At 62.5% G+C, this 25,985-nt stretch carries 30 protein-coding genes; 7 read left to right on the forward strand and 23 right to left on the reverse strand.

Annotated elements, in window-relative coordinates; genetic code table 11:
- Positions 1–91 precede the first annotated feature (91 nt).
- Complete coding sequence (locus tag AC56LG_RS04445) at positions 92–2,890, forward strand: valine--tRNA ligase (RefSeq protein ID WP_497164910.1); 2,799 nt, start codon at positions 92–94, stop codon at positions 2,888–2,890.
- A 168-nt stretch (positions 2,891–3,058) separates the two neighbouring features.
- Here the strand turns inward: AC56LG_RS04445 and AC56LG_RS04450 are convergent, their stop codons facing one another.
- Positions 3,059–3,631 carry a PEP-CTERM sorting domain-containing protein gene (locus tag AC56LG_RS04450; protein WP_497164911.1) on the reverse strand — a complete coding sequence of 191 codons (573 nt, stop codon included), beginning with the start codon at positions 3,629–3,631 and terminating at the stop codon, positions 3,059–3,061.
- 126 nt (positions 3,632–3,757) lie between these two features.
- Here AC56LG_RS04450 and AC56LG_RS04455 point away from each other — a divergent pair, with 126 nt between their 5' ends.
- The 3 genes from AC56LG_RS04455 to AC56LG_RS04465 all read left to right on the forward strand — a co-directional run bounded on the left by AC56LG_RS04455 (position 3,758) and on the right by AC56LG_RS04465 (position 5,080).
- Positions 3,758–4,135: a VOC family protein gene (locus tag AC56LG_RS04455; protein WP_497164912.1), complete on the forward strand. Its 378-nt coding sequence runs from the start codon at positions 3,758–3,760 to the stop codon at positions 4,133–4,135.
- 100 nt (positions 4,136–4,235) lie between these two features.
- Positions 4,236–4,682, forward strand: coding sequence for a DUF2147 domain-containing protein (locus tag AC56LG_RS04460; RefSeq protein WP_497164913.1), 447 nt, complete (start codon positions 4,236–4,238; stop codon positions 4,680–4,682).
- A gap of 56 nt (positions 4,683–4,738) precedes the next feature.
- A complete protein-coding gene (locus AC56LG_RS04465; protein ID WP_497164914.1) occupies positions 4,739–5,080 on the forward strand; it encodes an SMR family transporter in 342 nt (113 codons plus the stop codon).
- 5 nt (positions 5,081–5,085) lie between these two features.
- Here AC56LG_RS04465 and AC56LG_RS04470 read toward each other — a convergent pair whose 3' ends face one another.
- The 4 genes from AC56LG_RS04470 to AC56LG_RS04485 form a co-directional block, all read right to left on the reverse strand.
- The gene (locus tag AC56LG_RS04470) at positions 5,086–5,487 is read right to left on the reverse strand and encodes a hypothetical protein (RefSeq protein WP_497164915.1); all 402 of its coding nucleotides are present in this window, start codon (positions 5,485–5,487) and stop codon (positions 5,086–5,088) included.
- Positions 5,488–5,535: 48 nt separating this feature from the next.
- The gene (locus AC56LG_RS04475) at positions 5,536–5,742 is read right to left on the reverse strand and encodes a hypothetical protein (RefSeq protein ID WP_497164916.1); all 207 of its coding nucleotides are present in this window, start codon (positions 5,740–5,742) and stop codon (positions 5,536–5,538) included.
- Positions 5,743–6,007: 265 nt separating this feature from the next.
- Positions 6,008–6,463 (reverse strand): response regulator, encoded by a 456-nt coding sequence (locus AC56LG_RS04480; RefSeq protein WP_497164917.1) that lies wholly within the window; start codon positions 6,461–6,463, stop codon positions 6,008–6,010.
- Entirely contained in the window at positions 6,463–7,623 is a 1,161-nt protein-coding gene (locus tag AC56LG_RS04485) for a sensor histidine kinase (protein WP_497164918.1), read from the reverse strand. The genes AC56LG_RS04480 and AC56LG_RS04485 overlap by 1 nt, the downstream gene beginning before the upstream one ends.
- A 354-nt stretch (positions 7,624–7,977) precedes the next feature.
- On the opposite strand from AC56LG_RS04485, the gene AC56LG_RS04490 reads away from it, so the two are divergent.
- Positions 7,978–8,187, forward strand: coding sequence for a cold-shock protein (locus AC56LG_RS04490; RefSeq protein WP_056338825.1), 210 nt, complete (start codon positions 7,978–7,980; stop codon positions 8,185–8,187).
- A gap of 134 nt (positions 8,188–8,321) precedes the next feature.
- Here the strand turns inward: AC56LG_RS04490 and AC56LG_RS04495 are convergent, their stop codons facing one another.
- The 12 genes from AC56LG_RS04495 to tyrS form a co-directional block, all read right to left on the reverse strand.
- The gene (locus tag AC56LG_RS04495) at positions 8,322–8,789 is read right to left on the reverse strand and encodes an MgtC/SapB family protein (RefSeq protein ID WP_497164919.1); all 468 of its coding nucleotides are present in this window, start codon (positions 8,787–8,789) and stop codon (positions 8,322–8,324) included.
- A 332-nt stretch (positions 8,790–9,121) separates the two neighbouring features.
- Positions 9,122–9,577, reverse strand: coding sequence for a YaiI/YqxD family protein (locus tag AC56LG_RS04500; RefSeq protein WP_497165023.1), 456 nt, complete (start codon positions 9,575–9,577; stop codon positions 9,122–9,124).
- A complete protein-coding gene (gene ruvB / locus AC56LG_RS04505; protein ID WP_497164920.1) occupies positions 9,577–10,638 on the reverse strand; it encodes a Holliday junction branch migration DNA helicase RuvB in 1,062 nt (353 codons plus the stop codon). Before ruvB ends, AC56LG_RS04500 begins: the two co-directional genes overlap by 1 nt.
- 26 nt (positions 10,639–10,664) lie before the next feature.
- Complete coding sequence (gene ruvA / locus AC56LG_RS04510) at positions 10,665–11,243, reverse strand: Holliday junction branch migration protein RuvA (protein WP_192053312.1); 579 nt, start codon at positions 11,241–11,243, stop codon at positions 10,665–10,667.
- Between the two features lie 17 nt (positions 11,244–11,260).
- On the reverse strand, positions 11,261–11,797 hold the full coding sequence (ruvC, locus tag AC56LG_RS04515) for a crossover junction endodeoxyribonuclease RuvC (RefSeq protein WP_497164921.1): 537 nt from the start codon (positions 11,795–11,797) through the stop codon (positions 11,261–11,263).
- Positions 11,798–12,017: 220 nt separating this feature from the next.
- Positions 12,018–13,604 carry a bifunctional phosphoribosylaminoimidazolecarboxamide formyltransferase/IMP cyclohydrolase gene (gene purH, locus AC56LG_RS04520; RefSeq protein ID WP_497164922.1) on the reverse strand — a complete coding sequence of 529 codons (1,587 nt, stop codon included), beginning with the start codon at positions 13,602–13,604 and terminating at the stop codon, positions 12,018–12,020.
- A gap of 86 nt (positions 13,605–13,690) precedes the next feature.
- Positions 13,691–13,924 (reverse strand): helix-turn-helix domain-containing protein, encoded by a 234-nt coding sequence (locus AC56LG_RS04525; RefSeq protein WP_056338842.1) that lies wholly within the window; start codon positions 13,922–13,924, stop codon positions 13,691–13,693.
- A 92-nt stretch (positions 13,925–14,016) separates the two neighbouring features.
- A complete protein-coding gene (gene dusB / locus AC56LG_RS04530; protein WP_497164923.1) occupies positions 14,017–15,033 on the reverse strand; it encodes a tRNA dihydrouridine synthase DusB in 1,017 nt (338 codons plus the stop codon).
- Between the two features lie 389 nt (positions 15,034–15,422).
- A complete protein-coding gene (locus AC56LG_RS04535) occupies positions 15,423–16,076 on the reverse strand; it encodes a histidine phosphatase family protein (protein ID WP_497164924.1) in 654 nt (217 codons plus the stop codon).
- 34 nt (positions 16,077–16,110) lie between these two features.
- Positions 16,111–16,776 (reverse strand): YbhB/YbcL family Raf kinase inhibitor-like protein, encoded by a 666-nt coding sequence (locus AC56LG_RS04540; protein WP_497164925.1) that lies wholly within the window; start codon positions 16,774–16,776, stop codon positions 16,111–16,113.
- 56 nt (positions 16,777–16,832) lie between these two features.
- Entirely contained in the window at positions 16,833–17,291 is a 459-nt protein-coding gene (gene dtd, locus AC56LG_RS04545) for a D-aminoacyl-tRNA deacylase (protein WP_497164926.1), read from the reverse strand.
- Positions 17,288–18,496, reverse strand: coding sequence for a tyrosine--tRNA ligase (gene tyrS / locus AC56LG_RS04550; RefSeq protein WP_497164927.1), 1,209 nt, complete (start codon positions 18,494–18,496; stop codon positions 17,288–17,290). Before tyrS ends, dtd begins: the two co-directional genes overlap by 4 nt.
- 219 nt (positions 18,497–18,715) lie before the next feature.
- Between tyrS and AC56LG_RS04555 the strand changes: the two genes are divergently transcribed.
- Together AC56LG_RS04555 and AC56LG_RS04560 are read left to right on the forward strand one after the other, a co-directional pair.
- Entirely contained in the window at positions 18,716–20,065 is a 1,350-nt protein-coding gene (locus AC56LG_RS04555; protein WP_497164928.1) for a M23 family metallopeptidase, read from the forward strand.
- An 82-nt stretch (positions 20,066–20,147) separates the two neighbouring features.
- Positions 20,148–21,260 carry an anhydro-N-acetylmuramic acid kinase gene (locus AC56LG_RS04560; protein WP_497164929.1) on the forward strand — a complete coding sequence of 371 codons (1,113 nt, stop codon included), beginning with the start codon at positions 20,148–20,150 and terminating at the stop codon, positions 21,258–21,260.
- A gap of 231 nt (positions 21,261–21,491) precedes the next feature.
- Here the strand turns inward: AC56LG_RS04560 and erpA are convergent, their stop codons facing one another.
- The 6 genes from erpA to rplM form a co-directional block, all read right to left on the reverse strand.
- On the reverse strand, positions 21,492–21,860 hold the full coding sequence (gene erpA / locus AC56LG_RS04565) for an iron-sulfur cluster insertion protein ErpA (protein WP_136220584.1): 369 nt from the start codon (positions 21,858–21,860) through the stop codon (positions 21,492–21,494).
- A gap of 54 nt (positions 21,861–21,914) precedes the next feature.
- A complete protein-coding gene (locus tag AC56LG_RS04570) occupies positions 21,915–22,313 on the reverse strand; it encodes a bactofilin family protein (RefSeq protein WP_192053293.1) in 399 nt (132 codons plus the stop codon).
- Between the two features lie 143 nt (positions 22,314–22,456).
- Positions 22,457–23,494, reverse strand: coding sequence for an N-acetyl-gamma-glutamyl-phosphate reductase (argC, locus tag AC56LG_RS04575; protein ID WP_497164930.1), 1,038 nt, complete (start codon positions 23,492–23,494; stop codon positions 22,457–22,459).
- A gap of 158 nt (positions 23,495–23,652) precedes the next feature.
- Positions 23,653–24,699 (reverse strand): patatin-like phospholipase family protein, encoded by a 1,047-nt coding sequence (locus AC56LG_RS04580; RefSeq protein WP_497164931.1) that lies wholly within the window; start codon positions 24,697–24,699, stop codon positions 23,653–23,655.
- Between the two features lie 183 nt (positions 24,700–24,882).
- Positions 24,883–25,275 (reverse strand): 30S ribosomal protein S9, encoded by a 393-nt coding sequence (rpsI, locus tag AC56LG_RS04585; RefSeq protein WP_027865814.1) that lies wholly within the window; start codon positions 25,273–25,275, stop codon positions 24,883–24,885.
- Positions 25,276–25,284: 9 nt separating this feature from the next.
- Positions 25,285–25,713, reverse strand: a complete 429-nt coding sequence (gene rplM / locus AC56LG_RS04590; protein ID WP_192053289.1) for a 50S ribosomal protein L13 — start codon at positions 25,711–25,713, stop codon at positions 25,285–25,287.
- Positions 25,714–25,985: the final 272 nt, after the last annotated feature.

The raw sequence follows: 25,985 nt of genomic DNA on the forward strand, positions 1-25,985 counted from the left end.
CTGCCCAAAAATATCGCCGCAAGGGCAAGAGCGCATCCGCGCCCGCCTCCTCTATAATGGTTCTTTTCGCACATTCAAACGCCATCACATCATGGAATTAGCCAAGTCTTTCGAACCAGCCGACATCGAACAATACTGGCGCGCCGAGTGGGAAGGCCGCGGGTATTTCGCCGCCACCCTCGACGCCGACAAACCAGCGTTCAGCATCCAGCTGCCGCCGCCGAACGTGACGGGCACGCTGCACATGGGCCATGCGTTCAACCAGACCGTGATGGATGGCCTGACGCGCTACTACCGCATGCGCGGCTATAACACCGCCTGGGTTCCGGGCACCGACCACGCCGGCATCGCCACGCAGATCGTGGTCGAGCGCCAGCTCGACGCCCAGAAGATCTCGCGCCACGACCTGGGCCGCGACGAATTCATCAAGAAGGTCTGGGAGTGGAAGGAACAGTCCGGCAACACCATCACCGGCCAGATGCGCCGCCTGGGCGCCTCGGCCGACTGGGACCGCGAATACTTCACGATGGACGAGACCCGTTCGAAAACGGTGTCCGAAGTGTTCGTGCGCCTGTACGAACAGGGCCTGATCTACCGCGGCAAGCGCCTGGTGAACTGGGATCCGAAGCTGGGCACCGCCGTCTCCGACCTGGAAGTCGACTCGGTCGAGGAAGACGGTTCGATGTGGTACATCCAGTACCCGCTGGCCGACGGTTCGGGCACTCTGACGGTGGCCACCACCCGCCCTGAAACGATGCTGGGCGACGTCGCCGTCGCGGTCGATCCGACCGACGAACGCTACGTCCACCTGGTCGGCAAGCTGCTCAAGCTGCCGCTGACGGAGCGCGAGATCCCGATCATCGCCGACAGCTACGTCGACAAGGAATTCGGCACCGGCTGCGTGAAGATCACGCCGGCGCACGATTTCAACGACTACGCCGTCGGCCAGCGCGCCGGCCTGGCGCCGATCACGGTGATGACGCTCGACGCCAGGATGAACGAGAACGCCCCGGCCCAGTACCAGGGCCTGGACCGCTTCGCGGCACGCAAGCAGATCGTCGCCGACCTGGAAGCGCTCGGCCTGCTCGAACAAGTAAAACCGCACAAGCTGATGGTGCCGCGCGGCGACCGGACCGGCGTCGTCATCGAGCCGATGCTGACCGACCAGTGGTTCGTCGCCATGACCAAGCCGGCGCCGGAAGGCACCTTCAATCCGGGCAAATCGATCACCGAAGTGGCGCTGGAAAAGGTCGCCAGCGGCGAGATCAAGTTCGTGCCCGAGAACTGGAGCACGACCTACAACCAGTGGCTCGGTAACATCCAGGACTGGTGCATCTCGCGCCAGCTGTGGTGGGGCCACCGCATCCCGGCCTGGTTCGACGACGCGGGCAACATCGTCGTCGCGCGCGACGAAGAGGAAGCCAAGGCCAAGGCGGCCGCGCAGGGCATCACCGGCGAATTGCGCCGCGACGAAGACGTATTGGACACCTGGTTCTCGTCGGCGCTCGTCCCCTTCTCGACCATGGGCTGGCCGGAAGAAACGCCGGATATGAAAATGTTCCTGCCATCGTCGGTGCTGGTGACCGGCTTCGACATCATCTTCTTCTGGGTCGCGCGCATGGTCATGATGACCGCGCACTTCACGGGCAAGGTGCCGTTCGAGACCGTCTACGTGCATGGCCTGGTGCGCGATTCGCAGGGCCAGAAGATGTCGAAGTCGAAGGGCAATACGCTCGACCCGATCGACCTGATCGACGGTATCGACCTCGAGTCGCTGGTGAACAAACGCACCGCCGGCCTGATGGACCCGCGCGCCGCCGAAAAGATCGCCAAGGCGACCCGCAAGGAATTCCCGAGCGGGATCCCCGCCTTTGGTACCGACGCCGTTCGCTTCACCATGGCCAGCTATGCTTCGCTTGGCCGCAACATCAATTTTGATTTGGGCCGCGCCGAGGGTTACCGCAACTTCTGCAACAAGCTGTGGAACGCGACCCGCTTCGTGATGATGAACACGGAAGGCAAGGACTGCGGCAAGCCGGATGACGCCGACCTGTCGCCGGCCGACAAGTGGATCATCTCGCTGATGAACCGCGCCGAGCTGGAAGTGGCGAAGGGCTTCGCCGACTACCGCTTCGACAACATCGCCAGCGCCATCTACAAATTCGTCTGGGACGAGTACTGCGACTGGTACCTGGAAGTGGCCAAGGTCACGGTCCAGCAGGGGTCGGAAGCGCAGCAGCGCGCCACCCGTCACACGCTCTTGCGCGTGCTGGAAGTGATCCTGCGCCTGGCGCATCCGGTCATTCCGTTCGTGACCGAAGCGCTGTGGCAGGCGATCGCGCCGCTCGCGGGCAAAACGGGTGATTCGATCATGCTGCAGCCCTACCCGGTCGCCAACGAAGCGCTGATCAGCGAGTCGGCCGAAGCCTGGATGGCGCAGCTGAAAGACCTGACCAACGCCACCCGCAACCTGCGCGGCGAAATGAAGCTGTCGCCGTCGGTGCGCGTGCCGCTGATCGTCGAGCCGGGCAACGAGGCGGACCGCGCCAACATGGCCGGCTTCGCACCGTTCATCCAATCGCTCGGCAAGCTGGCCGAAGTGCAGATCGTCGACGCGCTGCCGGAATCGCCGGCCGCGGTGTCGATCGTCGGCACCACCAAGCTGATGCTGAAGGTCGAGATCGACGTCGCCGCCGAACGCGAGCGCCTGTCGAAAGAGATCGCCCGCGTCGAAGGCGAGATCGCGAAAGCCAATGGCAAGCTGTCGAGCGAAAGTTTTGTCGCCCGCGCGCCGGCCGCCGTCGTGGCCCAGGAAAAGGAACGCCTGGCCAACTTCTCGGCGACGGTCGACAAGATGCGTGAGCAGTTGGCGAAGCTGCAGGCGGCGTAAGCGTGCTGGCGGTATGGCGTGCAAGGCGCCATACCGGTTTGGCTTTCCCGCTGACAGCCGTGTACCGTACGGGGTCATTGACGCCAATGGCGTCAATGACGGGTTCGGCGGGCATGCCCGCCCTACGGTGCGCTCCGGTTATCGGTGCAAATGACCAACACGACACCTCTACTTCCTGCGTGAGCGCCGCGCCGCTAGCAGCGCGGCGACACCCAAGCCCAGCATCCCCGCATGCGCCGGCTCCGGCACCGGCGGCACCCGCGTCACGACGTTGTCGATGCGTCCCCAGTCTTCCCCATAAATGTCGTCCGGATCGGGCGTGGTCATGTACCAGTTCACGTAATTGACGTTCTGGAAGCTGGCCGGCAGTTCGACATAGGTCAGCGGCACCTCGGCCGGAATGTTGAAGGTGGCGCCCGTATCGGCGATGAAGGTCGACACGCCGCCCAGGTATTCGAAGCCGAGCAGATCGAAGTTCATGCCGTCCTCGCGCCGGATCTGGTAGGGCGAGGAACCGAACTGGCTGTGCAGCCACAGATTGCCGCCGCCGGGATGCAGGTGCCCGCCTCCGGGTGCGGTTTCGAGCGAGGTGAAGCTGTAGCCAGACTCGCTGTACGAATCGATGTAGATACCGTCGATCTCGTCGAAGTCGACCACCACGATGGCGCCGGATGCGGCGCCGGCGCCAAGCATGAGCGCGCAGGCAGCGGCCAGCTGTCTCATCCATCTGGAAATTTTCATGATATTCCCTCAATATTAGGATTGAGAAAGCGCAAGGATTTTTGCTTTCTGGTTCCAGCATATGGATGGGCAGTGCAGGTATATTGATGTGTTTCAAAGTGCGCGCTGACGCTTGGGAGGAAGACGATGATTCGCGACCATATGTATGTATTGGCAGTCCACGACCTCGAACGCTCGGCGGCGTTCTACCGCGACGCACTCGGCTTCGCCGTGCACGAGATGGGCGACCCGGGCTGGCGCATGTTCGAGCGCGATGGCTGCCGCATCATGGCCGGCGCATGTTCCGACGCCATGCCGGCGGCCGATACCGGCGACCATGCGTATTTCGCTTACCTGGTGGTGGACGATGCCGATGCCGAGCATGCGCGCGCACTGGCCGCCGGCGCCGTGATTGTCAAGCCGCCCGCCGACGAGCCGTGGGACATGCGCGAGTTCGGCCTGCGCACCGTTGACGGCCACCGCATCATGGTCGGCCACGCGTTACGGACTGAGACGCAGGAGTGACCCGGGGACGCTGAAACATCCAGCAAGCTTTTTATCGCCAGCGCGCGTGCGGGGTTTGCTACACTGCGCGCAGCGACATCACAACAATGGAGACCCGACGATGCGTATTCTGATCAAGGCCAGCCTGCTGGCCACCATGCTGTTCGCCGGCGCCGCCGGCGCGCAAAACAATTCGCCGATCGGCCTGTGGAAGACGGTCGACGACGAAACCGGCAAGCCCAAGGCGCTGGTGCGCATCACCGAGGAAAACGGCGCCCTGCAAGGCAAGATCGAAAAGCTGTTCCGCGGCCCGAACGAAGACCAGAACCCGACCTGCGTCGCCTGCACCGACTCGCGCAAGAACCAGCCGATCGTCGGCATGACGATCGTCTCGGGCCTGAAAAAGGACGGCAACGAATTCACCGGCGGCGAGATCCTCGATCCGGCCAAGGGCAAAGTCTACAAGAGCAAGGCGACGCTGCGCGACGGCGGCCAGCGCCTCGAAGTGCGCGGCTATATCGGCGCGCCGATGTTCGGCCGCTCGCAGGTGTGGCAGCGCGAGCAGTAAGCTCTTAGTTTTCCCACGAAGCGGCCCGCGTGGCCGCTTTTTTATTGATTCCCCCAATGACGCTATTTCAAAGCTATCTGTTTCTCGGCCTGGCCATCGTGGTCGAGGTGATCGGCACCACCGCCCTGAAGGCGACCGACAATTTCACGCGGCTGTGGCCGAGCGTGCTGACGATCGTCTGCTATGCCGCCTCGTTTTATCTGCTCACCTTCAGCTTGCGGGTACTGCCGACCGGGATCGCCTACGCGATCTGGTCGGGCGTGGGCATCGTGCTGATCTCGATCGCCAGCTGGGTCGTCTATAAACAGAGCCTGGACCTGCCGGCGCTGGTCGGCCTGGGGCTGATCATTGCCGGGGTCCTCGTGATCAACCTGTTTTCGAAGAGCGTCGGGCATTAACCGGTTTAGCCGACCTGGATCACCTTGGTCATGCGGATCGTGTGCTGCTGTTCTTCGCCATCGCCATCGGTACTCCAGCGCTGGTGCGCTTCGAGGGTGCTGTCGTCGATACGGCGCCAGGTGAACTGGCTGGGGGCGTTCACGGGGGCGAAGATCGCGTGCGTGGCGCCGATTTCAGAAGCACGCCAGGTGAATTGCCCCCACTCGGACAGCACCTCGCCATCGAGGAAGGTGATCGTGCTGCCGTCGCTGTGCTCGGCGAAGGCGTCGTTGGCGAAGCGGCGCGAGCGGAAGGTGCGCTGGTCCGGCCGGTCGTATTGCTCGTAAAACTCCTTGCCGTCGGGGCTCTGCCCTTTCCAACGGCCTTCGAGGAAGTGAAGCTTGGCGAAATCATCCAGGCTGAACATGGCGTATCTCCGTTGACAATCGCATTGATCGGACGCTGCAAGGGAAGATCAGCGCGGCGTGCGGCGCCGGTCGCGCGTCCGCTGCTGGGCCGGCGAACACAGTACCCGCAGCGCGACCTTGCGCGGGACCCCGACGAGCTGCATGAACTCGAGCGCGGGCGACATTCCGTCGGTGCCGAGTATCCGCAAGGCATCCTCGACGCGCGCGGCCAGGTAGGTGTTCGCGCGCGGGTCGGCAGTTGCGCTTCCTGACATTCAATAGCCTCGCTACATCCACCCTTTGCTGCGCATCCTAGCAAACGCGGACGAACGTGGCGCGCGCTTGCGGCCATGCATGCACACAGGCCGCTCGCTGCGCGCCGCTAAGTACTCAACCAGAAATAAATGGGAATTTTGGCAAACAGAACCGGATGCAGTGCAAGGCGGCGAGTGCGCCGCAGTGCGGGCACTGCAAGCACGAGCCAACGCAGCAATGCGCCGGTTCTGGCAGCCAAAAACACATTTATTTTTGGGTGAGTACTTAGTGACGCAACAGCTGAAGGACCTTTTCAATCCTGTAGGGTTTGGCTACCCAGGGATAAGAACGGCCATGGCTTTCCATTAATGCGGGCGAAGTAAAGCCCGACGTCAGCACAATCCTGATCGACGGGTACAACTGTCCGATCGCGTCTGCCAGTTGCAAACCGTTCATGCCAGGCATCATGACATCCGAAAAAACAGCGTCGATGCCTGGGTCGCCGGCCAGGATCCGCAATGCCTCGACCGCGTTATACGCAACCTTCGCTTCCATGTCGAAACTGGCGAGCAAGGCCGCGGCAAGGTCGGCCAGATCGGGTTCGTCGTCCACCACCAGCACCCGGCGCACGATGCGGCCAGGCCCACCCACACCCGGCGCAGGCGTATCGCCGCCGGCCAGTTCGAAGCCCGGCGGCGAACCTGACCCGCCACGCCGATGCACATGCCAGGAGGATTGCATCAGTTCGCCTTGAGGACCGGTAGGTCCTTCGCCGTCTGGTCGGACACGAATCCTTTCGGCAGGCGCGGCATGGTCACCGTGAAGGTGGTGCCGTCGGCCTCCGTCGACGCCAGGTCGATCCTGCCGCCATGGGCATGGACGATTTCGCGCGAAATGAACAGGCCGATGCCGAGGCTGGTGCGTTCGGTATAGTCGCTGGTGGCGCTATTGATACTGGCGGCGATACGTACCATGGGATCGAAAATGCTCGACAGCTTGTCGGGTTCGATCACCCGGCCATGGTTGTTGACAGCGATAACCACATCGGTCTCGTCGGCCGTGACACGCACCGTCACGGCTGCATCCGCGCTGCCGTACTGGATCGCATTGCCGATCAGGTTGGACAGCACCTGGGCAAGGCGGCTTTCGTCGAAAATGGCGTCGAGCTGGGGCGGAAGGTGCAGCTCGATCAGCTGTTCTGCGTGGAAGGTACGTAGCTCGTTGACCACCTCTTCGCACAAGGCCACCACGCTGCCCTGCCTGACGCGGATCGGGATGCCGGGTCCAAGATGGGTACGGGTGAAATCGATCAGGTCGTTGATCAGCTTGCTCATGCGCCTGGCGCTGTTGAACATGCGCGTAGCCACCAGCACGTACTTCGGTGGGATATCGGCGGCCTGCATCATGAAGCTCGCTCCGGTCACGACGGTACCCAGCGGATTGCGCAGGTCGTGGCCCAGGATTGCCAGGAACATGTTCTGGGATTGCTTGACCATGTATTCGTAACGCGCGATCGATTCCGCCAGGGCCTGGTCTACCGCTTCGTTGAAGCGGGTGACGTCGGCCAGGTGCGTGGGTTGGCTGTCGCCGATGCCGTCCGCCCAGAGCGTCAGCACGCTCGAGCGCAAGGCCCGGTATTCGGAGACCAGTTGCACGACAGTGTAGCCCGACAGCAGGCGCGCTTCGGCATGCGTTTCGGCAGCGGTGTCGTCGTCTCCGCGCTCGCCGAGGCCTTTCGACTTGGCGGCACGCTCGGAATCGGATTGCGGCGTTTCCAGGTCGGCTGCGAATACGAGCAGCATCTGGCGCGCATGGTCGCGCAACTCGGTATCGTCCATGGTGAGTGCAGGCGGCTCGATGGTGCGCGCAAAATCTTCCCAGGCTTGCAGGATCGGCTCCATATTATTTCGTATGAAGCTGCCAAGCCGGTATATGTTGATTGTCATTAGACCTTTACGGTTCCCGCTTCCACGAGATTCGCATCGGACGGTTTCTTCATACTAACAGCCATTGCTCTTTTTTATTTTCGAGTCCGCCAAATGCACGAAATGTGAAATTAAATCCGAAATAATTAGGACATTTCCGAAAAGCCCTGTATCTTTCACCTCGCACTACGTCAAGTCGTTGTTCTTGTTGGTTTTTCTCTTCCGTTTCGCCTTTCCGGCGGTCCCGTTTGATTTCCTCCTGCTACACCCCCTCTTGGTCGAATGTGCATTTCGGGCACTGTTGCCCATGCTTATTTAAAGGAAATGTCAATGACTACTCAAACCGGCACCGTCAAATGGTTCAATGATGCCAAAGGCTTCGGCTTTATTACGCCTGACGCAGGCGGCGGCGACCTGTTCGCCCACTTCCAGGATATTCAGTCGGAAGGTTTTAAAAGCCTGTCCGAAAACCAGCGCGTCTCGTTCGTGCGCTCGACCGGTCCTAAAGGCGAAAAAGCCGGCAGCATCTGCGCTATCTGATCCACACGATCACATACAGGCGCGCACCGTGCAGATAGCATGGGCGAGGTCATAAAAAAACCCGCCAACCGGCGGGTTTTTTTACATCGATCCGCTCAGTCGGCCGGCACGGACGCGTCTTCCTCCTGCTTGCGTTATGCTGGCTTGCCGGCAGCGCAGCGCTTGGTCAGCGGGCGCAGGATCGCCAGGATCACCAGCGCGAATATGGCACTGACCACCGCCGTCGATTCGCGTCCCATGCCGGCGGCGACGCCGACGGCGGCGGTGAGCCAGACGCTGGCGGCGGTGGTCAGGCCGCGGATGTCGTTCTTGTTGCTCTGCTTGAGGATGGCGCCGGCGCCGAGGAAACCGATGCCGGCGGTAACGCCCTGCAGCACGCGCGACAGGTCTTCCACCTTCATCCCGGCCTGCAAGGGGATTAGCACGAACAGGGCCGAGCCGAGCGAGACCAGCATGTGGGTGCGCAGGCCGGCCGAGGCGCCGACCGATTCGCGTTCATAGCCGAGGATACCGCCGAGCACGATGGCGACCAGCAGGCGCACCACCAGCCGCGTGATCGATTCCACGTCGCCCAAATCCGAAAATTCCTGTTGTATCGTCAACCAGCTTTGCTGCCACCACACGTCATGCTCCTGTCACAATTTCCGACGATCATGACAGATTGGCGGGCGCGACGGCGCACGGTGGGGTATGTGGCGCGATAAGGTGTCCTGTCCTTTCCAGGAAAGGATGCCCAGACCCGTAAGGTGGGCGGCTACACCCAGGCGCATTTTTGCCCGCTACCCGAACGCCGCCCACGCGTTCAAGCACACGCTGAAACGTCGCGAAGAATCATCGGTCGATTGAACGCGTGGGCGGCGCAAACGCCCCTGGTCTGCAAGCTGAAGCGAGAGAGCCGCCACCTTACGCGTCTGTACGCCGCTCTCGAAAATGCTCAGCTGCGCGGACGGTGCCGCGCCAGGTGCCGGTCCAGCGCATTCGCAAACTGCTGGCGGTCGGCCTGGCTGAAGGCGGGCGGGCCGCCGGTGTCGACGCCGCCGCTGCGCAGTTCTTCCATGAAGGCGCGCATGGTCAGCTGCTGGGCGATGGTGTCCTTCGTATAGAAATCGCCGCGGGGATTGAGGGCGAAGCCGCCCTTCTCCAGCACCTGCGCCGCCAGCGGGATGTCGCCGGTGACGACCAGGTCGCCGGGCGCCAGGCGCTCGACGATCTCGGCGTCGGCCACGTCGGCACCGCTGGGCACTTGCACCGAACGGATGAATTTCGAACCGGGCACGCGCAGCAACTGGTTCGCCACCAGCGTGACCTGGATCTGCGTGCGTTCGGCAACGCGGTACAGGATGTCCTTGATGACGGCCGGACAAGCGTCGGCATCGACCCAGATCTGCATCACTTCAGATTGTCCCACAGGTCGCCGGTGGGACTGATGCGCGGCGCGGCGACGCCGAAGTGCTGGTATGCCGCCGGGGTGGCGATGCGCCCGCGCGGGGTGCGCTGCAGGTAGCCCTGCTGGATCAGGTAGGGTTCGAGCACGTCTTCGATGGTGTCGGCCGCTTCTCCGATCGCCGCCGCCAGGTTGCCGATGCCGACCGGGCCGCCGCCGAATTTGAAGAGTACCGCTTCGAGCAGCTTGCGGTCCATGACGTCGAAGCCGACCGAGTCGACGTCGAGCATCTTGAGGGCGAGGTCGGCGATATTTTTCGTGATCTGGCCGTCGGCTTTTACTTCCGCATAGTCGCGCACGCGGCGCAGCAGGCGGTTGGCGATCCGCGGCGTGCCGCGCGCACGCATGGCGACTTCGCGGGCGCCGTCTTCCTTGATCGGCGCTTCCAGCAGCGCCGCGCTGCGGGTGACGATCTTGGTCAGTTCCTCGACATTATAAAACTCGAGGCGGGCGACGATGCCGAAGCGGTCGCGCAGCGGATTGGTCAGCATGCCGGCGCGGGTGGTGGCGCCGACCAGGGTAAATGGCTGCAGGTCGAGTTTCACCGAACGCGCGGCCGGACCTTCGCCGATCACGATGTCGATCTGGTAATCCTCGAGCGCCGGGTACAGAATCTCTTCCACCACCGGCGACAGGCGATGGATCTCGTCGATGAAGAGGACGTCGTTCGGTTCGAGATTTGTCAGGATCGCCGCCAGGTCGCCGGGACGCTCCAGCACCGGGCCGGAAGTCTGGCGCAAGTTCACACCCATCTCGCGCGCGATGATGTGTGCCAGCGTGGTTTTACCGAGACCCGGCGGACCGAACAGCAGCGTGTGATCCAGCGCTTCGCGCCGCTTGCGGGCGGCGTGGATGAAGATTTCGAGCTGGTCGCGGATCTTTTCCTGGCCGACGTATTCGTCGAGCTGCTTCGGGCGCAAGGCGCGCTCGATCGCCTCCTCGTTGGGCGAGGCCGGCGCGGAATCGATCACGCGCTGCTCGGTGAAATTGTCGGTCTGGATGCTCATGGTTTATCTTCGATTACAAACGGCGCTTATCCTTTTGACAGCGCTTTCAGTGCGAACTTGATGCCGTCGGACACGGTCGAACCGGCCGGCAGGTTCTTGGTGGCCAGCAGCGCTTCCTTGTCAGAATACCCCAAAGACAGCAGTGCGTTGAGCACGTCGGACTGGGTATCGTCGCGCGGGGCGCCGCCGACGGTGCCGAGGTCGGCGCCGATCTTGCCTTTCAGTTCCAGCAGCAAGCGTTCGGCGGTCTTCTTGCCGATGCCGGGAATTTTCACCAGGCGGCCCGATTCCTGCAGCGTGACCGCCTGCGACAAATCGGCCACCGTCATGCCGGACAAAATCGCCAGCGCGGTGCGGGCGCCGACGCCGGTGATTTTAATGAGTTGGCGGAACAGCGCGCGCTCGCTGGCGCTGCCGAAGCCGAACAGCAAATGGGCATCCTCGCGGATCGCCTGGTGGGTGAACAGCACCACCTTTTCGCCGGTGTGCGGCAGGTTGTAATAGGTGCTCATCGGCACGTCGACTTCATAGCCGACGCCATTGCAATCGACCAGCAATTGCGGCGGCGTTTTGTCGAGCAGGATTCCGGAAATGCGACCGATCATGGTTGACCTTATGTTGGTTAGACGAGACGGCCGTTCTTCATGCGCAGCGTGGCCTTCTGCGGGCTGAGCACGTTGAGCAGCGCCAGCGTGTCGTGGCTGTGGGCGTGGCAGATGGCGACGCCGAGGGCATCGGCCGCGTCGCTGCCGGGCAGGCCGGGCAGCATCAACAGGCGCGAGACCATGTCCTGCACCTGCGGTTTGGCGGCCTTGCCGCTGCCGACGACGGATTGCTTGATCTGGGTCGGCGAGTATTCGGCCACGCTGAGATCGGCGCCGACCAGCGCGCTGATGGCGGCGCCGCGCGCCTGGCCCAGCAGCAGCGTCGATTGCGGATTGACGTTGACGAATACTTTTTCGATGGCCGCGCACTGCGGATTGTAGGTGGCCACGACTTCGCGCACGCCATCGAGGATGATCTTCAGGCGCGGCGGCAGCGCGCCCTCCAGGCCGGTCTTGATGGTGCCGGAGGCGATGTAGCGCAGTTTGCTGCCGTGTTTTTCAATAACCCCAAAGCCGGTGGTGCGCAGGCCTGGGTCGATGCCGAGGATAATCATGGACGAATGTTATACCGGCCAGCAACGTTCGTGGGAAAAATACTGTGTAAAAACACAGGTTGGCTGATGTTTATACAACCGTATGGTAAACCGAAGGGACGTAGGGTGGGCGCCCCGTGCCCACGCGTGACGCCTGCACTGTGTTGGCTGGATCTTTCCTAAAACGAAGCCAACATGGTGCGACGTTCACGCGTGGGCTCAGGGCGCCCACCCTACAACATCAATGACGGAAGTGGCGGGTCCCGGTGTACAGCATCACCACACCACGCTCATCGGCCGCGTCGATCACTTCCTGGTCGCGCATCGAGCCGCCCGGGTGGATGACGCAGGTGGCGCCGGCGTCGACGACGACATCGAGGCCGTCGCGGAACGGGAAGAAGGCATCCGAGGCCACGGCCGAACCGGCGAGCGACAGACCGGCGTTTTGCGCCTTGATCGAAGCGATGCGCGCCGAGTCGATCCGGCTCATCTGCCCTGCCCCGACGCCCAGCGTCATGCCGTTGCCGCAGAAGACGATCGCGTTCGATTTCACGAATTTGGCAACGCGCCACGCGAACATCAGGTCCTGCAACTGCTGCTGGGTCGGCTGCTTCTTGCTGACCACGCGCAGATCCTGGATGCCGACATTCTTCGCATCCGGCGCCTGCACCAGCAGGCCGCCGCCGACGCGCTTGACGTCGTACGGGTTCTGACCGTTACCGAGCGAGATTTCCAGCAGGCGCACGTTCTGCTTGGCCGCCATGATCCGGCGCGCCTCTTCCGTAAAGGACGGCGCGATCAGCACTTCGACGAACAGTTTCGCCAGCGCTTCGGCGGCGCGGCCGTCGACTTCCACGTTGAAGGCGATGATGCCGCCGAAGGCCGAGGTCGGATCGGTCTGCAGCGCACGCGTGTAGGCGTCCAGTGCATTGGCACCGATTGCCACGCCGCACGGGTTGGCGTGCTTGACGATGACGCAGCCGGCCGGATGCTGGAAGCCGCCCAGCGATTTCACGCATTCCCAGGCCGCATCGGCATCGGCGATGTTGTTGTACGACAGTTCCTTGCCCTGCAACTGGCGGTAGTTAGCGAGCGCGCCATCGACCGCGGCGATATCGCGGTAGAACGCCGCGCCCTGGTGCGGGTTCTCGCCGTAGCGCATGTCCTGTACCTTTTCAAAGGCCATGTTGATGGTCTGCGGGTACTGCGAGCGCGAGGCGTGTTGCTTGTCTTCGCCGAGGCTGGTCAGGTAATTCGTGATGGCGCCGTCGTATTGCGCGGTATGCGCAAAGACTTTCTTGGCCAGGCGGAACTTGGTGTCGTAGCTCACGGCGCCGGCTTCGGCACCGGTGCCTTTCATTTCCGCCAGCACGACGCCGTAATCGCTCGGATCGCAAATGACGACCACGTCGCGGTGGTTCTTCGCTGCCGAACGCAGCATGGTCGGGCCGCCGATGTCGATGTTCTCGATCGCGTCTTCCAGCGAGCAATCATCCTTGGCGACCGTGGCCTGGAACGGATACAGGTTGACCACGACCATGTCGATTTGCGGGATGCCGTGTTCGTCCAGCTTGGCTACGTGCTCGGGGAAATCGCGGCGCGCCAGGATGCCGCCGTGCACCTTCGGGTGCAGGGTTTTCACGCGGCCGTCGAGCATTTCCGGGAAGCCGGTGTAGTCGGCAACTTCCGTCACCGGCACACCATTGTCTTGCAGCAGCTTGGCGGTGCCGCCGGTGGACAGGATGTTGACGCCGAGCGCGGACAGGGCGCGCGCAAAGTCGAGCACGCCGGTCTTGTCGGAGACGGAAATGAGAGCTTGTTTGATCATGGGGTGGCCACTGTTGATGAGAATTCGGATGGAATTCCGGCGCGCCGTATTGGCCGCGCCCACGCGGCCACGCGTGCCGGTGAAGCTTAGAGCAGTCCGTGCTCTTGCAGTTTCTTGCGCAAGGTATTGCGGTTGATACCCAGCATCTGGGCGGCGTGCGACTGGTTGCCGTCGGCGCGCGTCATCACCACTTCGAGGATCGGCTTTTCCACGGTCATGACCATCATGTCGTAGATATTCGTCGGCTTTTGCTCGCCCAGGTCATTGAAATAGTCCTCGAGGCTTTTCTGGACAACTTCCTGGATACTCTCTTTGCTCATAGCTGCTGCTTCGTCCTGGTTAGTGATTGCTCCGCCGATTGTGTCGGCGGCGTCCCCAAATCGTTCTTGTTTTTATGTGCTTATTGAATGTGCTACGCTGCGATCGCTTCGACAGCGGGCCGGTATTGTAACCGGTCCCCAAAATGCAGTTGCGATTCGAAAAAATGATCGACGGCAGCGAGTTGCTCGGCAGTCGATTCCAGCAGGTTCATGCGCTGGCGAAATTCTTCGCCGCCGGGCAAATCCTCGACATACCAGCCGATGTGCTTGCGCGCGCTGCGCACGCCGATGTAGTCGCCATAGAAGGCGTAATGCGCCGGCAAGTGTTCGTTCATGAGGGCGCGCACTTCTTCCACCAGCGGCGCCGGCAAGTGTTCGCCGGTACGCAGGTAATGGTCGATCTCGCGGCAGATCCAGGGACGCCCCTGCGCCGCGCGGCCGATCATGACGGCGTCCGCCCCCGTGTAGTCGAGCACGAACTTCGCCTTTTCGGGCGTGGTGATGTCGCCATTGGCCACGACCGGAATCCCGACCGCCGCCTTCACGGCGCGGATGGTGTCGTACTCGGCGTCTCCCTTGTAGCCGTCGGCGCGCGTGCGCCCGTGCAGGGTCAGCATCTGGATGCCGGCCTGCTCGGCCAGGCGCGCAATACGCAGCGCATTCTTGTTTTGGCGGTCCCAGCCGGTACGGAATTTCAGCGTGACCGGCACGTCCACCGCTTCGACCACCGCGTGCAGGATGCGCTCGACCAGGTCTTCGTGCTGCAGCAAGGCCGAACCGCACCAGCTGTTGCACACCTTCTTGACCGGGCAACCCATGTTGATGTCGATGATCTGGGCGCCGCGCTCGACGTTGTGGCGGGCGCAATCGGCTAGGTCTTGCGGGTCGGCACCGGCGATCTGCACCGCCTTCGGTTCCATCTCGCCTTCGTGGTCGGTGCGGCGGCTGGTCTTTTCGCTGGCCCACAGGCGCGGATTCGACGCCGCCATCTCCGACACGGCATAGCCCGCGCCGAGCTGTTTGCACAGCTGGCGGAACGGACGATCGGTCACGCCGGCCATGGGGGCGACGAAGACGTTATTTACCAGTGTATAGGGACCAATTTGCACGGAAGGAACGGGAAAAGAATGGACGGGAACCCGCTATTTTACCTGAACTGCTGCTCAATTTACGGGCAATATTTTTCCAGAACTGTCGCGAACGGGACAAATCCGGGTGGACAGGGGGAAAGGAAATGCTTTAGGGGTTACCCAGCGGGCATGGGAATGCATGGTTAACTTATGAACTCGCCCATGTCAGCTGCGCACCGCAGGGTGGACTCTTGAGTCCACGCGGTTACAGAGCTCGCACCGCCGCAGCGTTGCAAAAGGGAGGCGGCCTCCATGCAACCGCCATACCGCGTGGGCAGAACCATTCGTGGCCCGGCCCACCCTACACATTCGACTGGCAAAGTTTGCCGATTGATTCAGGCACTGCACCGAATGCAGTTGCGGAAAGATCAGATATCGTCGAGCACGGCCGGCCGCAGGTGATCGACCTCGCCCCAGCTGACCAGCTCCAGCTTGCCGTCGCGCGCAATAAACCGGTTGATACTGGCATTGAGCACCTTGAAATCGCGCGGCGTTTCCAGCGGCAAGCCGAGTGCGGCGCGGTAGATGCATTCGAGCACGCCACCATGGGCGACGATCGCCAGCGATTTGCCCGGGTTGTCGGCCGCCCAGCCGAGCACGGCGCCGGTCACCCGGTCGTAGAATTCGCGGAAGGTTTCGCCCCGGTTCTGACCGGGCGGCAGTTGGGCATCGACGTCGCGCCCTTGCCAGGCGGCGAACTCCTGCGGGAAACGGGCGGCGATGTCGGCGTACAGCAAGCCCTCGAAGCCGCCGTAGCAGCGCTCGCGCAGGCGGCCGTCGATGTACAGCGGCTGGCCGCGGGTGTCGCCGAGCGCCTTGGCGGTCTGGCTGGCGCGCGCCAGGTCGCTTGAAACGAGCACGTCGAAGTGTTCGTCGGCCAGGGCTGCGGCCAGGGCGCGCGCCTGGCGCTGCCCTTCTTCGTTCAGATCGATATCGAGGTGGCCCTGCAGGCGGCGCTCGGCGTTCCAGGCGGTTTCGCCATGACGGATCAACGCGATCCGGGTCGGGGTGTCGTTATGCATGTATTTCGAAAGCCCGCGCTGGGCGGGCGTGGAGTCAGGTGGAAAGCGTCGGCGCGATTTCCGGGTTCAGCGAATAGACCCCGAAAATCTGTGCTTCGTCGAGGATGTGACCGGTCAGCGCCAGCCGCGCTTCGGCGCAAGTAAATTTGCCGTCGAGCGGAAACTGCGGGATATCGAGCGCATAGATTGTAAACACATACGTGTGGACGCGCTCGTCGTTCCATGGCGGGCACGGCCCATCGTAGCCAAAGTACTCGCCGGCCATGTCGGGATCGGCCGCGAACCAGCCGGTGTAGTCGTTCACGCCCTGGCGCAGCTGGTGCTCGGTGCCGTTTTTCACCAGGAAGGACACGTCTGGTCCCTTCTTGCCGCCCGGCGTGACCATGTCGGAAAACTGGCCCTCGGCGATCGATTTCAGGCTGGGCGGGATGTCGACCAGCGCCCAGTGATAAAAATCGGCGCGCTTGAGCGAGTCGGGCACGCTGCGCCCTTCCTTGTTGACGTCGGTGCCGTCGGAAGGCGCGTCGCCGTCGACGCACAGGATCACCAGCGACTGGGTACCCGCAGGCACTTCATCCCAGGCGAGATGGGGGTTGCGGTTGCTCGACAGGCGTACGTGCGACGCCGGGTCGATGACCGCGAACGCGCATTCGGGCGGAATCAGGCCGCCCTCGGTAAACGAATCACTCCAGATCTTCATCTTGGACTCCACTGGGCCTCCCTAATAGGTATTGACCGCTCGCGGCGGTAGGGGTTTCAACGCGAAACAACGACGGGATCAACACGCAGCCAGATGGTGACCGGACCGTCGTTGGTCAGGCTCACTTTCATGTCTGCGCCAAATTGACCGGTTTCAACTTTGCCATGGCGCGCCCGCGCCTGGCGCACGAAATAATCGAACAGGCGGCGCCCGTCGTCGGGGCTGGCCGCCGGCGAAAATGAAGGACGGGTGCCGGAGCGGGTATCGGCCGCCAGCGTGAACTGGGGTACGAGCAACAGCGCGCCGGCGGTATCGGTCACGCTGCGGTTCATCTTGCCGGCCTCGTCGGAAAACACCCGGTAGCCGAGCAGCTTGGTCAGCAAGGCGTCGGCCTCGCGCTCCGTATCGCCCTTTTCGGCGCAGACCAGCACCATCAAACCGGCCTCGATGGCGCCGACCGTGGCGCCGTCAACCACGACGCTGGCGTGGCTGACGCGTTGCAGCAGGCCGATCATGCTGCGCTAAACGTCACACGTGCGAACTTGCGCTTGCCGACTTGCATGACGAAACTACCGGCTTCGACCTTCAGATTCTTGTCGGACACCACGTCGCCATCGATGCGCACGCCACCCTGGTCGACCATGCGCATGGCTTCCGAGGTCGAGGCGCACAGGCCGGCCGCTTTCAGCAATTGCGCCACGCCGAGCGGCGCGCCGCTCACCGCCACTTCCGGCACGTCGTCCGGAATGCCGCCCTTCGAGCGGTTGACGAAGTCGGCCAGCGCATCGGTGGCGGCCTGGGCCGAATGGAAGCGGGTCACGATTTCCTGGCCCAGCGCCACTTTCGCATCGCGCGGGTTGGCGCCGCCCTCGACCGCGGCTTTCAAGGCGGCGATCTCGCCCTGCGAGCGGAACGACAGCAGCTCGAAATAACGCCACATCATGACGTCGGAAATGCTCATCAGCTTGGCGAACATCGTGTTCGGCGCTTCGGTGATGCCGATGTAATTGTTCTTCGACTTCGACATCTTCTCGACGCCGTCCAGGCCTTCGAGCAGCGGCATGGTGAGAATGCACTGCGGCTCCTGGCCGTAATCCTTCTGCAGTTCGCGTCCGACCAGCAAGTTAAATTTCTGGTCTGTTCCACCTAGCTCAAGGTCCGACTTCAAAGCGACCGAATCGTAGCCCTGCATCAGCGGATAGAGGAACTCATGCACGGCAATCGGAGTCCCACTCTTGTAGCGCTTGGTGAAGTCGTCGCGTTCCATCATGCGGGCGACGGTGTAGCGCGAGGCCAATTGAATCATGCCGCGCGCGCCGAGCGGGTCGCACCATTCGGAGTTGTAGCGCATCTCGGTGCGCTCGGCGTCGAGTACCAGGGAAGCCTGACGGAAGTAGGTCATGGCGTTTTCCTCGACCTGCTCGCGGGTCAGCGGCGGGCGCGTGACGTTGCGGCCCGACGGATCGCCAATCATCGAGGTGAAGTCGCCAATCAGGAAAATCACCTGGTGGCCCAGGTTTTGCAACTGGCGCAACTTGTTCAGCACCACGGTGTGGCCCAGGTGCAGGTCGGGGGCGGTCGGGTCCAGACCCAGCTTGATGCGCAAGGGGGTACCGGACTTTTCCGAACGGACCAGCTTTTGTACAAACTCGCTTTCGATCAGCAGTTCGTCGACGCCGCGTTTGGTGATCGCGAGCGCTTCCTGAACCGCATCGGACACTGGCACGGACAACGGTAATTGACTCTTGGAAATAGAGTTGTTATTACTATAAGACGAAGAGTCTGTCATAAATTCTTTGTAGGAGTTTGGCTAAAACGGTTGTAGGACGCGATATTTTGGTACAATGCTCGATCCCATCAATCTTGCCGCTAGAAAACTTTTTAAAACAACAAGAAAAATAGTAGTGCTAAGTACAAGCGGTAAATTTTAACTGATTGCATGAACCCTATCTATAAAATCACTGGCAAACTAGCCAATACGAGTCGCAAGACCCGTATCGTCGCCTCCGGCGCCGTCGCTCTCGCACTGTGCGCATTCGGCGCTGTTGCGACCGCTCCGGTCGTCGCGAACGACAGCGACGTCCAGGTCGTGTCCGTCGCCGAAACGCTGGCGCTGCCCAATCTGTCCGACCAGATCGCCGCTCTCCAGCAGGACGAGCAGGAATTCATCCACGAAGAGCGCGTCCGCGCCGGCGACTCGCTGGGCACCATGCTCGGCCGTCTTGGCGTGAACGATGCCCAGGCACAGAACTTCATCCGCTCCGACAAACGCGCACGCCGCATCCTGTCGCTGAAAAACGGCAAGCGCCTGCAAGCCGAGACCGACGAGAACGGCCAGCTGCTGTCGCTGCGCGCCACCCTCACCGACAAGAATAGCGCGCCAACGACGCTGACCATCGCACGCCACGGCGACGGCTTCAAGGCATCCGAAGAGCCTGCCAAGCTCGAGCGCCGCGTCGAAATGCGTTCGCGCGAAATCGTCAACTCCTCGCTCTACGCAGCCACCGACGCCAACGTCGACGGCGGCTCGATCCCGGATTCGATCGTCGGCGAAATCGTCAAGATGTTCTCGACCAACATCGACTTCCGCGGCGACCTCAAGCGCGGCGACCGTTTCAACGTCGTCTACGAAACCTTCTGGCTCGACGGCGAACTGGTGAAAACCGGCCGCATCCTGGCAGGCGAATTCATCAACCGCGGCGCCAGCTACCAGGCCGTGTGGTTCGAAGACCCGGTCACCAAGCAAGGCGGCTACTACAGCCTGGACGGCAAGTCGCTGAAAAAAGCCTTCCTCAAGTCGCCGCTGGAATTCTCGCGCGTGTCGTCGGGCTTCGCCAACCGCGTGCACCCGATCTCGGGCAAGTGGAAAGCGCACAAGGGCATCGACTACGCCGCCGCCACCGGCACCCCGATCCGCGCCGCAGGCGATGGCACCGTCGACTTCGCCGGCAATTCGGGCGGCTACGGCAACATGGTCGTCCTCAAGCACTGGTCGAACTACAGCACCGCCTACGCCCACATGAGCCGGATCAACGGCTTGCGCAAGGGCGCCAAGGTCGCGCAGGGCCAGATCATCGGTTACGTCGGCTCGACCGGCTGGTCGACCGGCGCGCACCTGCACTATGAATTCCGCGTCGCCAATGTCGCACGCGATCCGAACGGCTTGAAAGACTTGATGGCAGCCCCGCTCGGCAAGGGCGAACTGGCCCGCTTCAAGATGGCCGCCGCGGAAATGAACCACCGCTTCTCGCTGCTGACCCCGGGCGGCAACGCCATGGCTGCCCGCTAAGCACACCGCACTTCACAAGACGCCTTCCCTGCAGCAATGCACGGAAGGCGTTTTTACGTGCGGCCTCGATTATGATGAGCACATGATGACTTCTTCCCTGATGACTTCCTCCCTCTACATTGGCCTGATGTCGGGCACCAGCCTCGATGGCGTGGACGGCGTGCTGGCCGATTTTGCCGGTGGCGCGATCCGCACCCTGGAGGCCGCTTTCATTCCCTTTCCGGCCGCGCTGCGCGCCGAACTGATGGCCTTGCAGGCGAATGGCCACAACGAGATCGAGCGCGAAGCGATTGCCGCCAACGGCCTGGCGCGCGCCTACGCCGCCTGCGTCGGCGCCCTCAAGGCGCACGCAGCCGGTCCGGTTGCCGCGGTCGCCGTGCATGGCCAGACCGTGCGCCATCGCCCCGAGCTCGGCTTTACGCGCCAGACCAACAATCCGGCGCTGCTGGCCGAACTCGCCGGCGTCGACGTGATCGCCGATTTCCGCAGCCGCGACGTGGCCGCCGGCGGCCAGGGCGCACCGCTGGTACCGGCCTTCCACGCCGCCGCGTTCGGCAAGCCGGGCACGACGCGGGTGGTGGTCAACATCGGCGGCATCGGCAACATTAGCGTGCTGCACGCCGACGGCCGCGTGAGCGGTTACGACACGGGTCCGGGCAATGTGTTGCTGGACGGCTGGATCGGGCGTCATCAAGGGGAGGAATACGACGCCGACGGCGCCTGGGGGGCGAGCGGGACGGTCGACGCCGCCTTGCTGGCGGCTTTATTGGAAGAACCGTATTTCCACCTGCCGGCGCCGAAAAGCACGGGACGCGACCTGTTCCACATGAAATGGCTGGATGCGCGCCTGGCGCGCTTTGCCGATCTGAACCCCGCCGACGTGCAGGCGACGCTGACGATGCTCACCGCGCGCACGATCGCCGACGCCATCGTGCTGGAAGGCGTGACCGTCGATGCGGTGTACGTCTGCGGTGGTGGCGCCTACAACGGCGCCCTGCTGCGCGCGCTGGCGGCTGCGCTGGGCGGCCATGTGCCGGTCGAATCGACGGCAGCGCTCGGCATCGCGCCGAACCGGGTCGAGGCGCTGGCGTTTGCCTGGCTGGGGTACCGGTTCAATGCGCGGTTGCCGGGGAATATGCCGGCAGTGACGGGGGCGGCAGGTCCGCGCATTTTAGGCGCGCTGTATCCGGCTTGAACGTTGTTGTAGGGTGGGCACTCGTGCCCACGCGGATCAACGTATGCGTCGATGCAGCGCCTCTTGTGGTCGAAGCGCTGGCTTTGCGTAAAGAATAATGTCGCGGCAGCTCGGGCCGTGGCCCGCGTGGGCACAAGTGCCCACCCTACAAAACCGCCGCCCCAAAAAACAAATCCGGGCAGCGCCCGGATCTGGAGTCGGCATCCGGCCAGGCCGGATTACGTAAAAAGCTTACGCCGAGAACGACGAACCGCAGCCGCAGGTGCTGGTCGCGTTCGGGTTCTTGATGACGAACTGGGCGCCTTCGAGGTCGTCCTTGTAATCGATTTCGGCGCCCACCAGGTACTGGTAGCTCATGGAGTCGATCAGCAGCTGCACGCCGTTCTTCTCCATGGTGGTGTCGTCTTCGTTCACGATTTCGTCGAAGGTAAAGCCGTACTGGAAGCCCGAGCAGCCGCCGCCCTGCACGAACACGCGCAGTTTGAGGTCGGGATTGCCCTCTTCCTCGATCAGTTGTGCCACTTTTTCAGCGGCGCTGTCGGTGAAGACGATGGGGGTCGGGATGGTGTCAAAGTCAACTACTTCGGCCACTGCAGTCATGGATAAACTCCTGATTGGATTCGGATTTCTTCCATTATAGACTGTTCGCGCCGGTCACGCCTGCGAGGCCTCCGCCGCCGCCAGGTGAAATACCGGTTCGCCGGCCGGCTGATGCGTCAACTTGCCGGTTACCAGGGCGCCGCCGTGCATTTCGAGCAATTTGTAATGGACATCCCCATGAATGCGGCCTTTCGGCTGTAATTCAAGGAGTTCCGTCGAATGCACCGAACCGGCGATGAACCCGTTCACCACCAGGTTGGCGCAGCGCACTTCTCCCTCGATGCGGGCGTGCTCGGAGACGATCAGCACGCTGTCGACGCCCTCGCTGGCGATCACGTTGCCGTGGACCTCGCCATCGATGCGCAAGCCGCCACTGAAGCACAGGTCGCCCTCGATGCGGGCGGCAATGCCGATCAGGCTGTCAATTTCGCTTTTTGCGTTGCGACCGAACATGGTGGCACCCCTGTGAGATAGATGATCCGGTCGGAAAATGCCGACCAGTGCATCGGCCAATTTACCGTTCTCATCGGGTGCCGCCTTGATCTAGCTCTGTTTCACTGATGCACGCCGGAAACACCACACCAGCGTACACATGCTTACGGCAGCAGCGCGATCTGTTGCAATCCGGTCGTTTCCTCGAAGCCGAACATCAGGTTCATGCACTGCACGGCCTGCCCCGACGCACCTTTGACCAGGTTGTCCTGCACCACCAGCAGGACGACGGTATTGCCGCCATCCGGACGGTGTACGGCCAGGCGCAGCATGTTCGAGCCGCGCGTCGAACGCGTTTCCGGGTGCGAACCAAAAGGCATGACGTCGACGAACGGCGAATCCTTGTAGGCGTCTTCGAACAGGGCTTGCAGTTCGGCGTCGGTGACGTCCTTTGTCAGACGCGCATACAGGGTGGCATGCATGCCGCGGATCATCGGCACCAGGTGCGGCGTAAAGATCAGGCCGACCTTGTCTTCGGTAAAACGCTGCAGCTGAGCCGAGGTTTCCGGGGTGTGACGATGGCCGGCGACGCCGTAGGCTTTGAAGTTGTCGCTCGATTCCGAGAACAGCGTGCCGATTTCCGCCTTGCGGCCGGCGCCCGAGACGCCCGACTTGGCATCGGCGATCAGGTTGCCGGCATCGATCAGGCCCGCTTTCAGCAGCGGCACGAAGCCCAGCTGCATCGTGGTCGGGTAGCAGCCCGGGTTGGCGATCAGGCGCGCGCCCTTGATCGCTTCGCGGTTCAGCTCCGGCAAGCCGTACACGGCTTCCTCGATCAGCTCGGGCGCGGTGTGCTCGATCTTGTACCATTTTTCGAAACTGGCGCGGTCCTTCAGGCGGAAGTCGGCGGCCAGGTCGATGACTTTCACGCCAGCGGCGAGCAGTGCCGGCGCCTGCGCCATGGCCACGCCGTGCGGGGTGGCGAAGAAGACCACGTCGCACTGGGTCAGGTCGGCCTTGTCCGGCGCCGAGAAGGCGAGATTGACGCGCCCGCGCAGCGACGGGAACATGTCGGCCACCGGCAGGCCGTCTTCCTTGCGCGAAGTGATCGCGGTCAGCTCCACATCGGGGTGCACGGCCAGCAGCCGCAGCAATTCCACGCCCGTGTATCCGGTTCCGCCAACGATGCCAACTTTGATCATGTTCTTTCCTTTGAATATGTGAATGCCAAGACGAACTGCAATTTTAACAGTCCGGCCGATTCAGGGTGCCGCCGAGGGCTGTCAGCGCCATGCAAAGGAAATTTGCACAATACGCTTATCTTGCAAATATTCCATGCACTGCTCTGCAGTAAGCCGGATCAGTCGTCGGTCCCGGTCAGCAACTCCGCTTCATGCACCGGTATCGGGTCCATGGTCGACATCCTGCCGATCTGGTCCAGGTTCTGCTCGAGCCAGCGCTCGGCCGTTTCCACCCCCAGCGCACGCAGGCGCAGCAGGAAGGGCAGCTCGGTATTGAACTTGCTCGACAGGTCCAGTTGCTGCAGCACCTCGTTGCCGCTGATCAGGTGCAGGCGCACGGCCGCTGCGCGCACGACATTGCTGTCCTCGGCATCGGGCAGCCCGCCCAGGTGGCGAATGGAAGCGACTTCGCGCACGAAGCTGACGTTGAAGGCGATCTCGCTGGTGCGGCTCTGGACGTCGCTCATCGTCATCGGCAAACCGGGACGCGCCACCGGATTGTTCTGGACGATGACGATGTCGGCCGGACCGCCATTGACCAGCGGCGACAGCGAGGGGTTGCCGACGAAGCTGCCGTCCCAGTAGGATTCGCCGTCGATCACGACCGGCGCGAACACATAGGGCAGGCAGGCCGAGGCCGCGATCACGCGCGCGTCGAGTTCGTCGCGTTGGAAGACGCGTCCCTTGCCGCTGCGAATATTCGTGGCGGGAATGAACAGGTCGATCTCCTCGCAGGCGCGCACGCGCTCGAAATCGATCAGCGAGGCCAGCACGGGAATCATCGGGTTCATGCTCAGCGGCGACGCCGGCGGCGCCAGCAGACCGGCAAACAGTTGCATCAACTGGTAGCCGGGAGACGTCGCCACGCTGGTGCCGCCCATCGCCCAATCGAAGGGCGTCGGCCGCACCGGGCTGACCATCGAGGCCGTCGCACTGAGGCCGTGCCAGAAGCGGTCGAGGGCGGCGCGGGCCCCTGCCCGTCCGCCACCGCGCGCATAGCCGTCGGCCAGCACCGCGGCATTCACGCCGCCGGCGCTGGTGCCGCTGACGGCGGCGATTTCCAGCCGCTCTTCGGCCAGCAGGCGGTCGAGCACACCCCACCCGAAGGCACCGAAGGCGCCTCCACCCTGCAGCCCGAGGCTGATTCGTTTGGTTCCAATGGTCACTTTTAATGCTCCCACGTTATTTCCAGCGGGTTAGCTTAAACGGGTAACCAAGTTTTGATCGTGCGTTACCGAACGCTTGTGCGCTGCAACATGGATTACGACGTATTTGCAACGCGCATAAAAAAAGCCGCCCAGAGGCGGCTTTCCTGTCCAGCAGAGCAGCACAAAGGCTGCCTGACTCGATTAACGCTTCGAGAACTGCTTGGCGCGGCGTGCTTTACGCAGGCCGACTTTCTTACGCTCGACTTCACGGGCGTCACGGGTGACGAAACCGGCACGTGCCAGGTCGCCCTTGAGGCCTGCGTCGTAGTCGATCAGTGCGCGGGTGATGCCGTGACGGACGGCGCCAGCCTGGCCCGACTCACCACCGCCGTGCACGTTGACCTTGATGTCGAAACGCTCGACGTTGCCGGTCAGTTCCAGCGGCTGACGAATGACCATCAGGCCGGTTTCGCGCGAGAAGTATTCGTTCGCAGGCTTGCCGTTCACGACGATCAGGCCGGTGCCGGCTTTGATGAACACGCGAGCGACTGCACTCTTGCGACGGCCGGTGCCGTAGTTGTAGTTACCGATCATGTCAGTTCCTTAGAGGGTCAGTGCTTGTGGTTGCTGTGCTGCGTGCGGGTGCGAACCTTCCGCGTACACTTTCAGCTTCTTGATCATTGCATAGCCCAGCGGGCCCTTCGGCAGCATGCCTTTGACAGCTTTTTCCAGGGCACGGCCCGGGAAGCGCTGTTGCATTTTCAGGAAGTTGGTTTCGTAGATACCGCCCGGGTAGCCCGAGTGACGGTAGTAGGTCTTGTTGGTGGCTTTCGTGCCGGTCACGCGCAGCTTGCCTGCGTTGACGACGACGATGTAGTCACCGGTATCGACGTGAGGAGTGAATTCTGGCTTGTGTTTGCCGCGCAGTCGGAGTGCCACTTCGCTGGCAACACGTCCGAGGACCAAGTCCGTCGCGTCAATCACGAACCAGTCGCGCTGGACTTCATGGCCCTTAGCGGAAAAAGTTTTCATGTTGACTTCCTAAATATATGTAAATTGCTCGAATGGCGGTTCCGCAATTGTCGCTGCGGACTCATCCTTATTGTCTTTTCCAGAGCAAATGGAAAGCCAGCGATGATACTGCATTTGACTGCCCCAGGTCAAGGTGCTGCCGAGGAAGCTGTCGCATTCGCGCCCTCTGCTCCATCAGGCCATTGACTATGCCATGACGTGGAGCAACTGAACCCTTGCGTTGCGGGCTAGACTCAGCTCAACCATTCCCTAGCGAAACTATTTATTGACCA

The sequence above is a fragment of the Telluria sp. ZB2R32 genome, assembly GCF_059685715.1.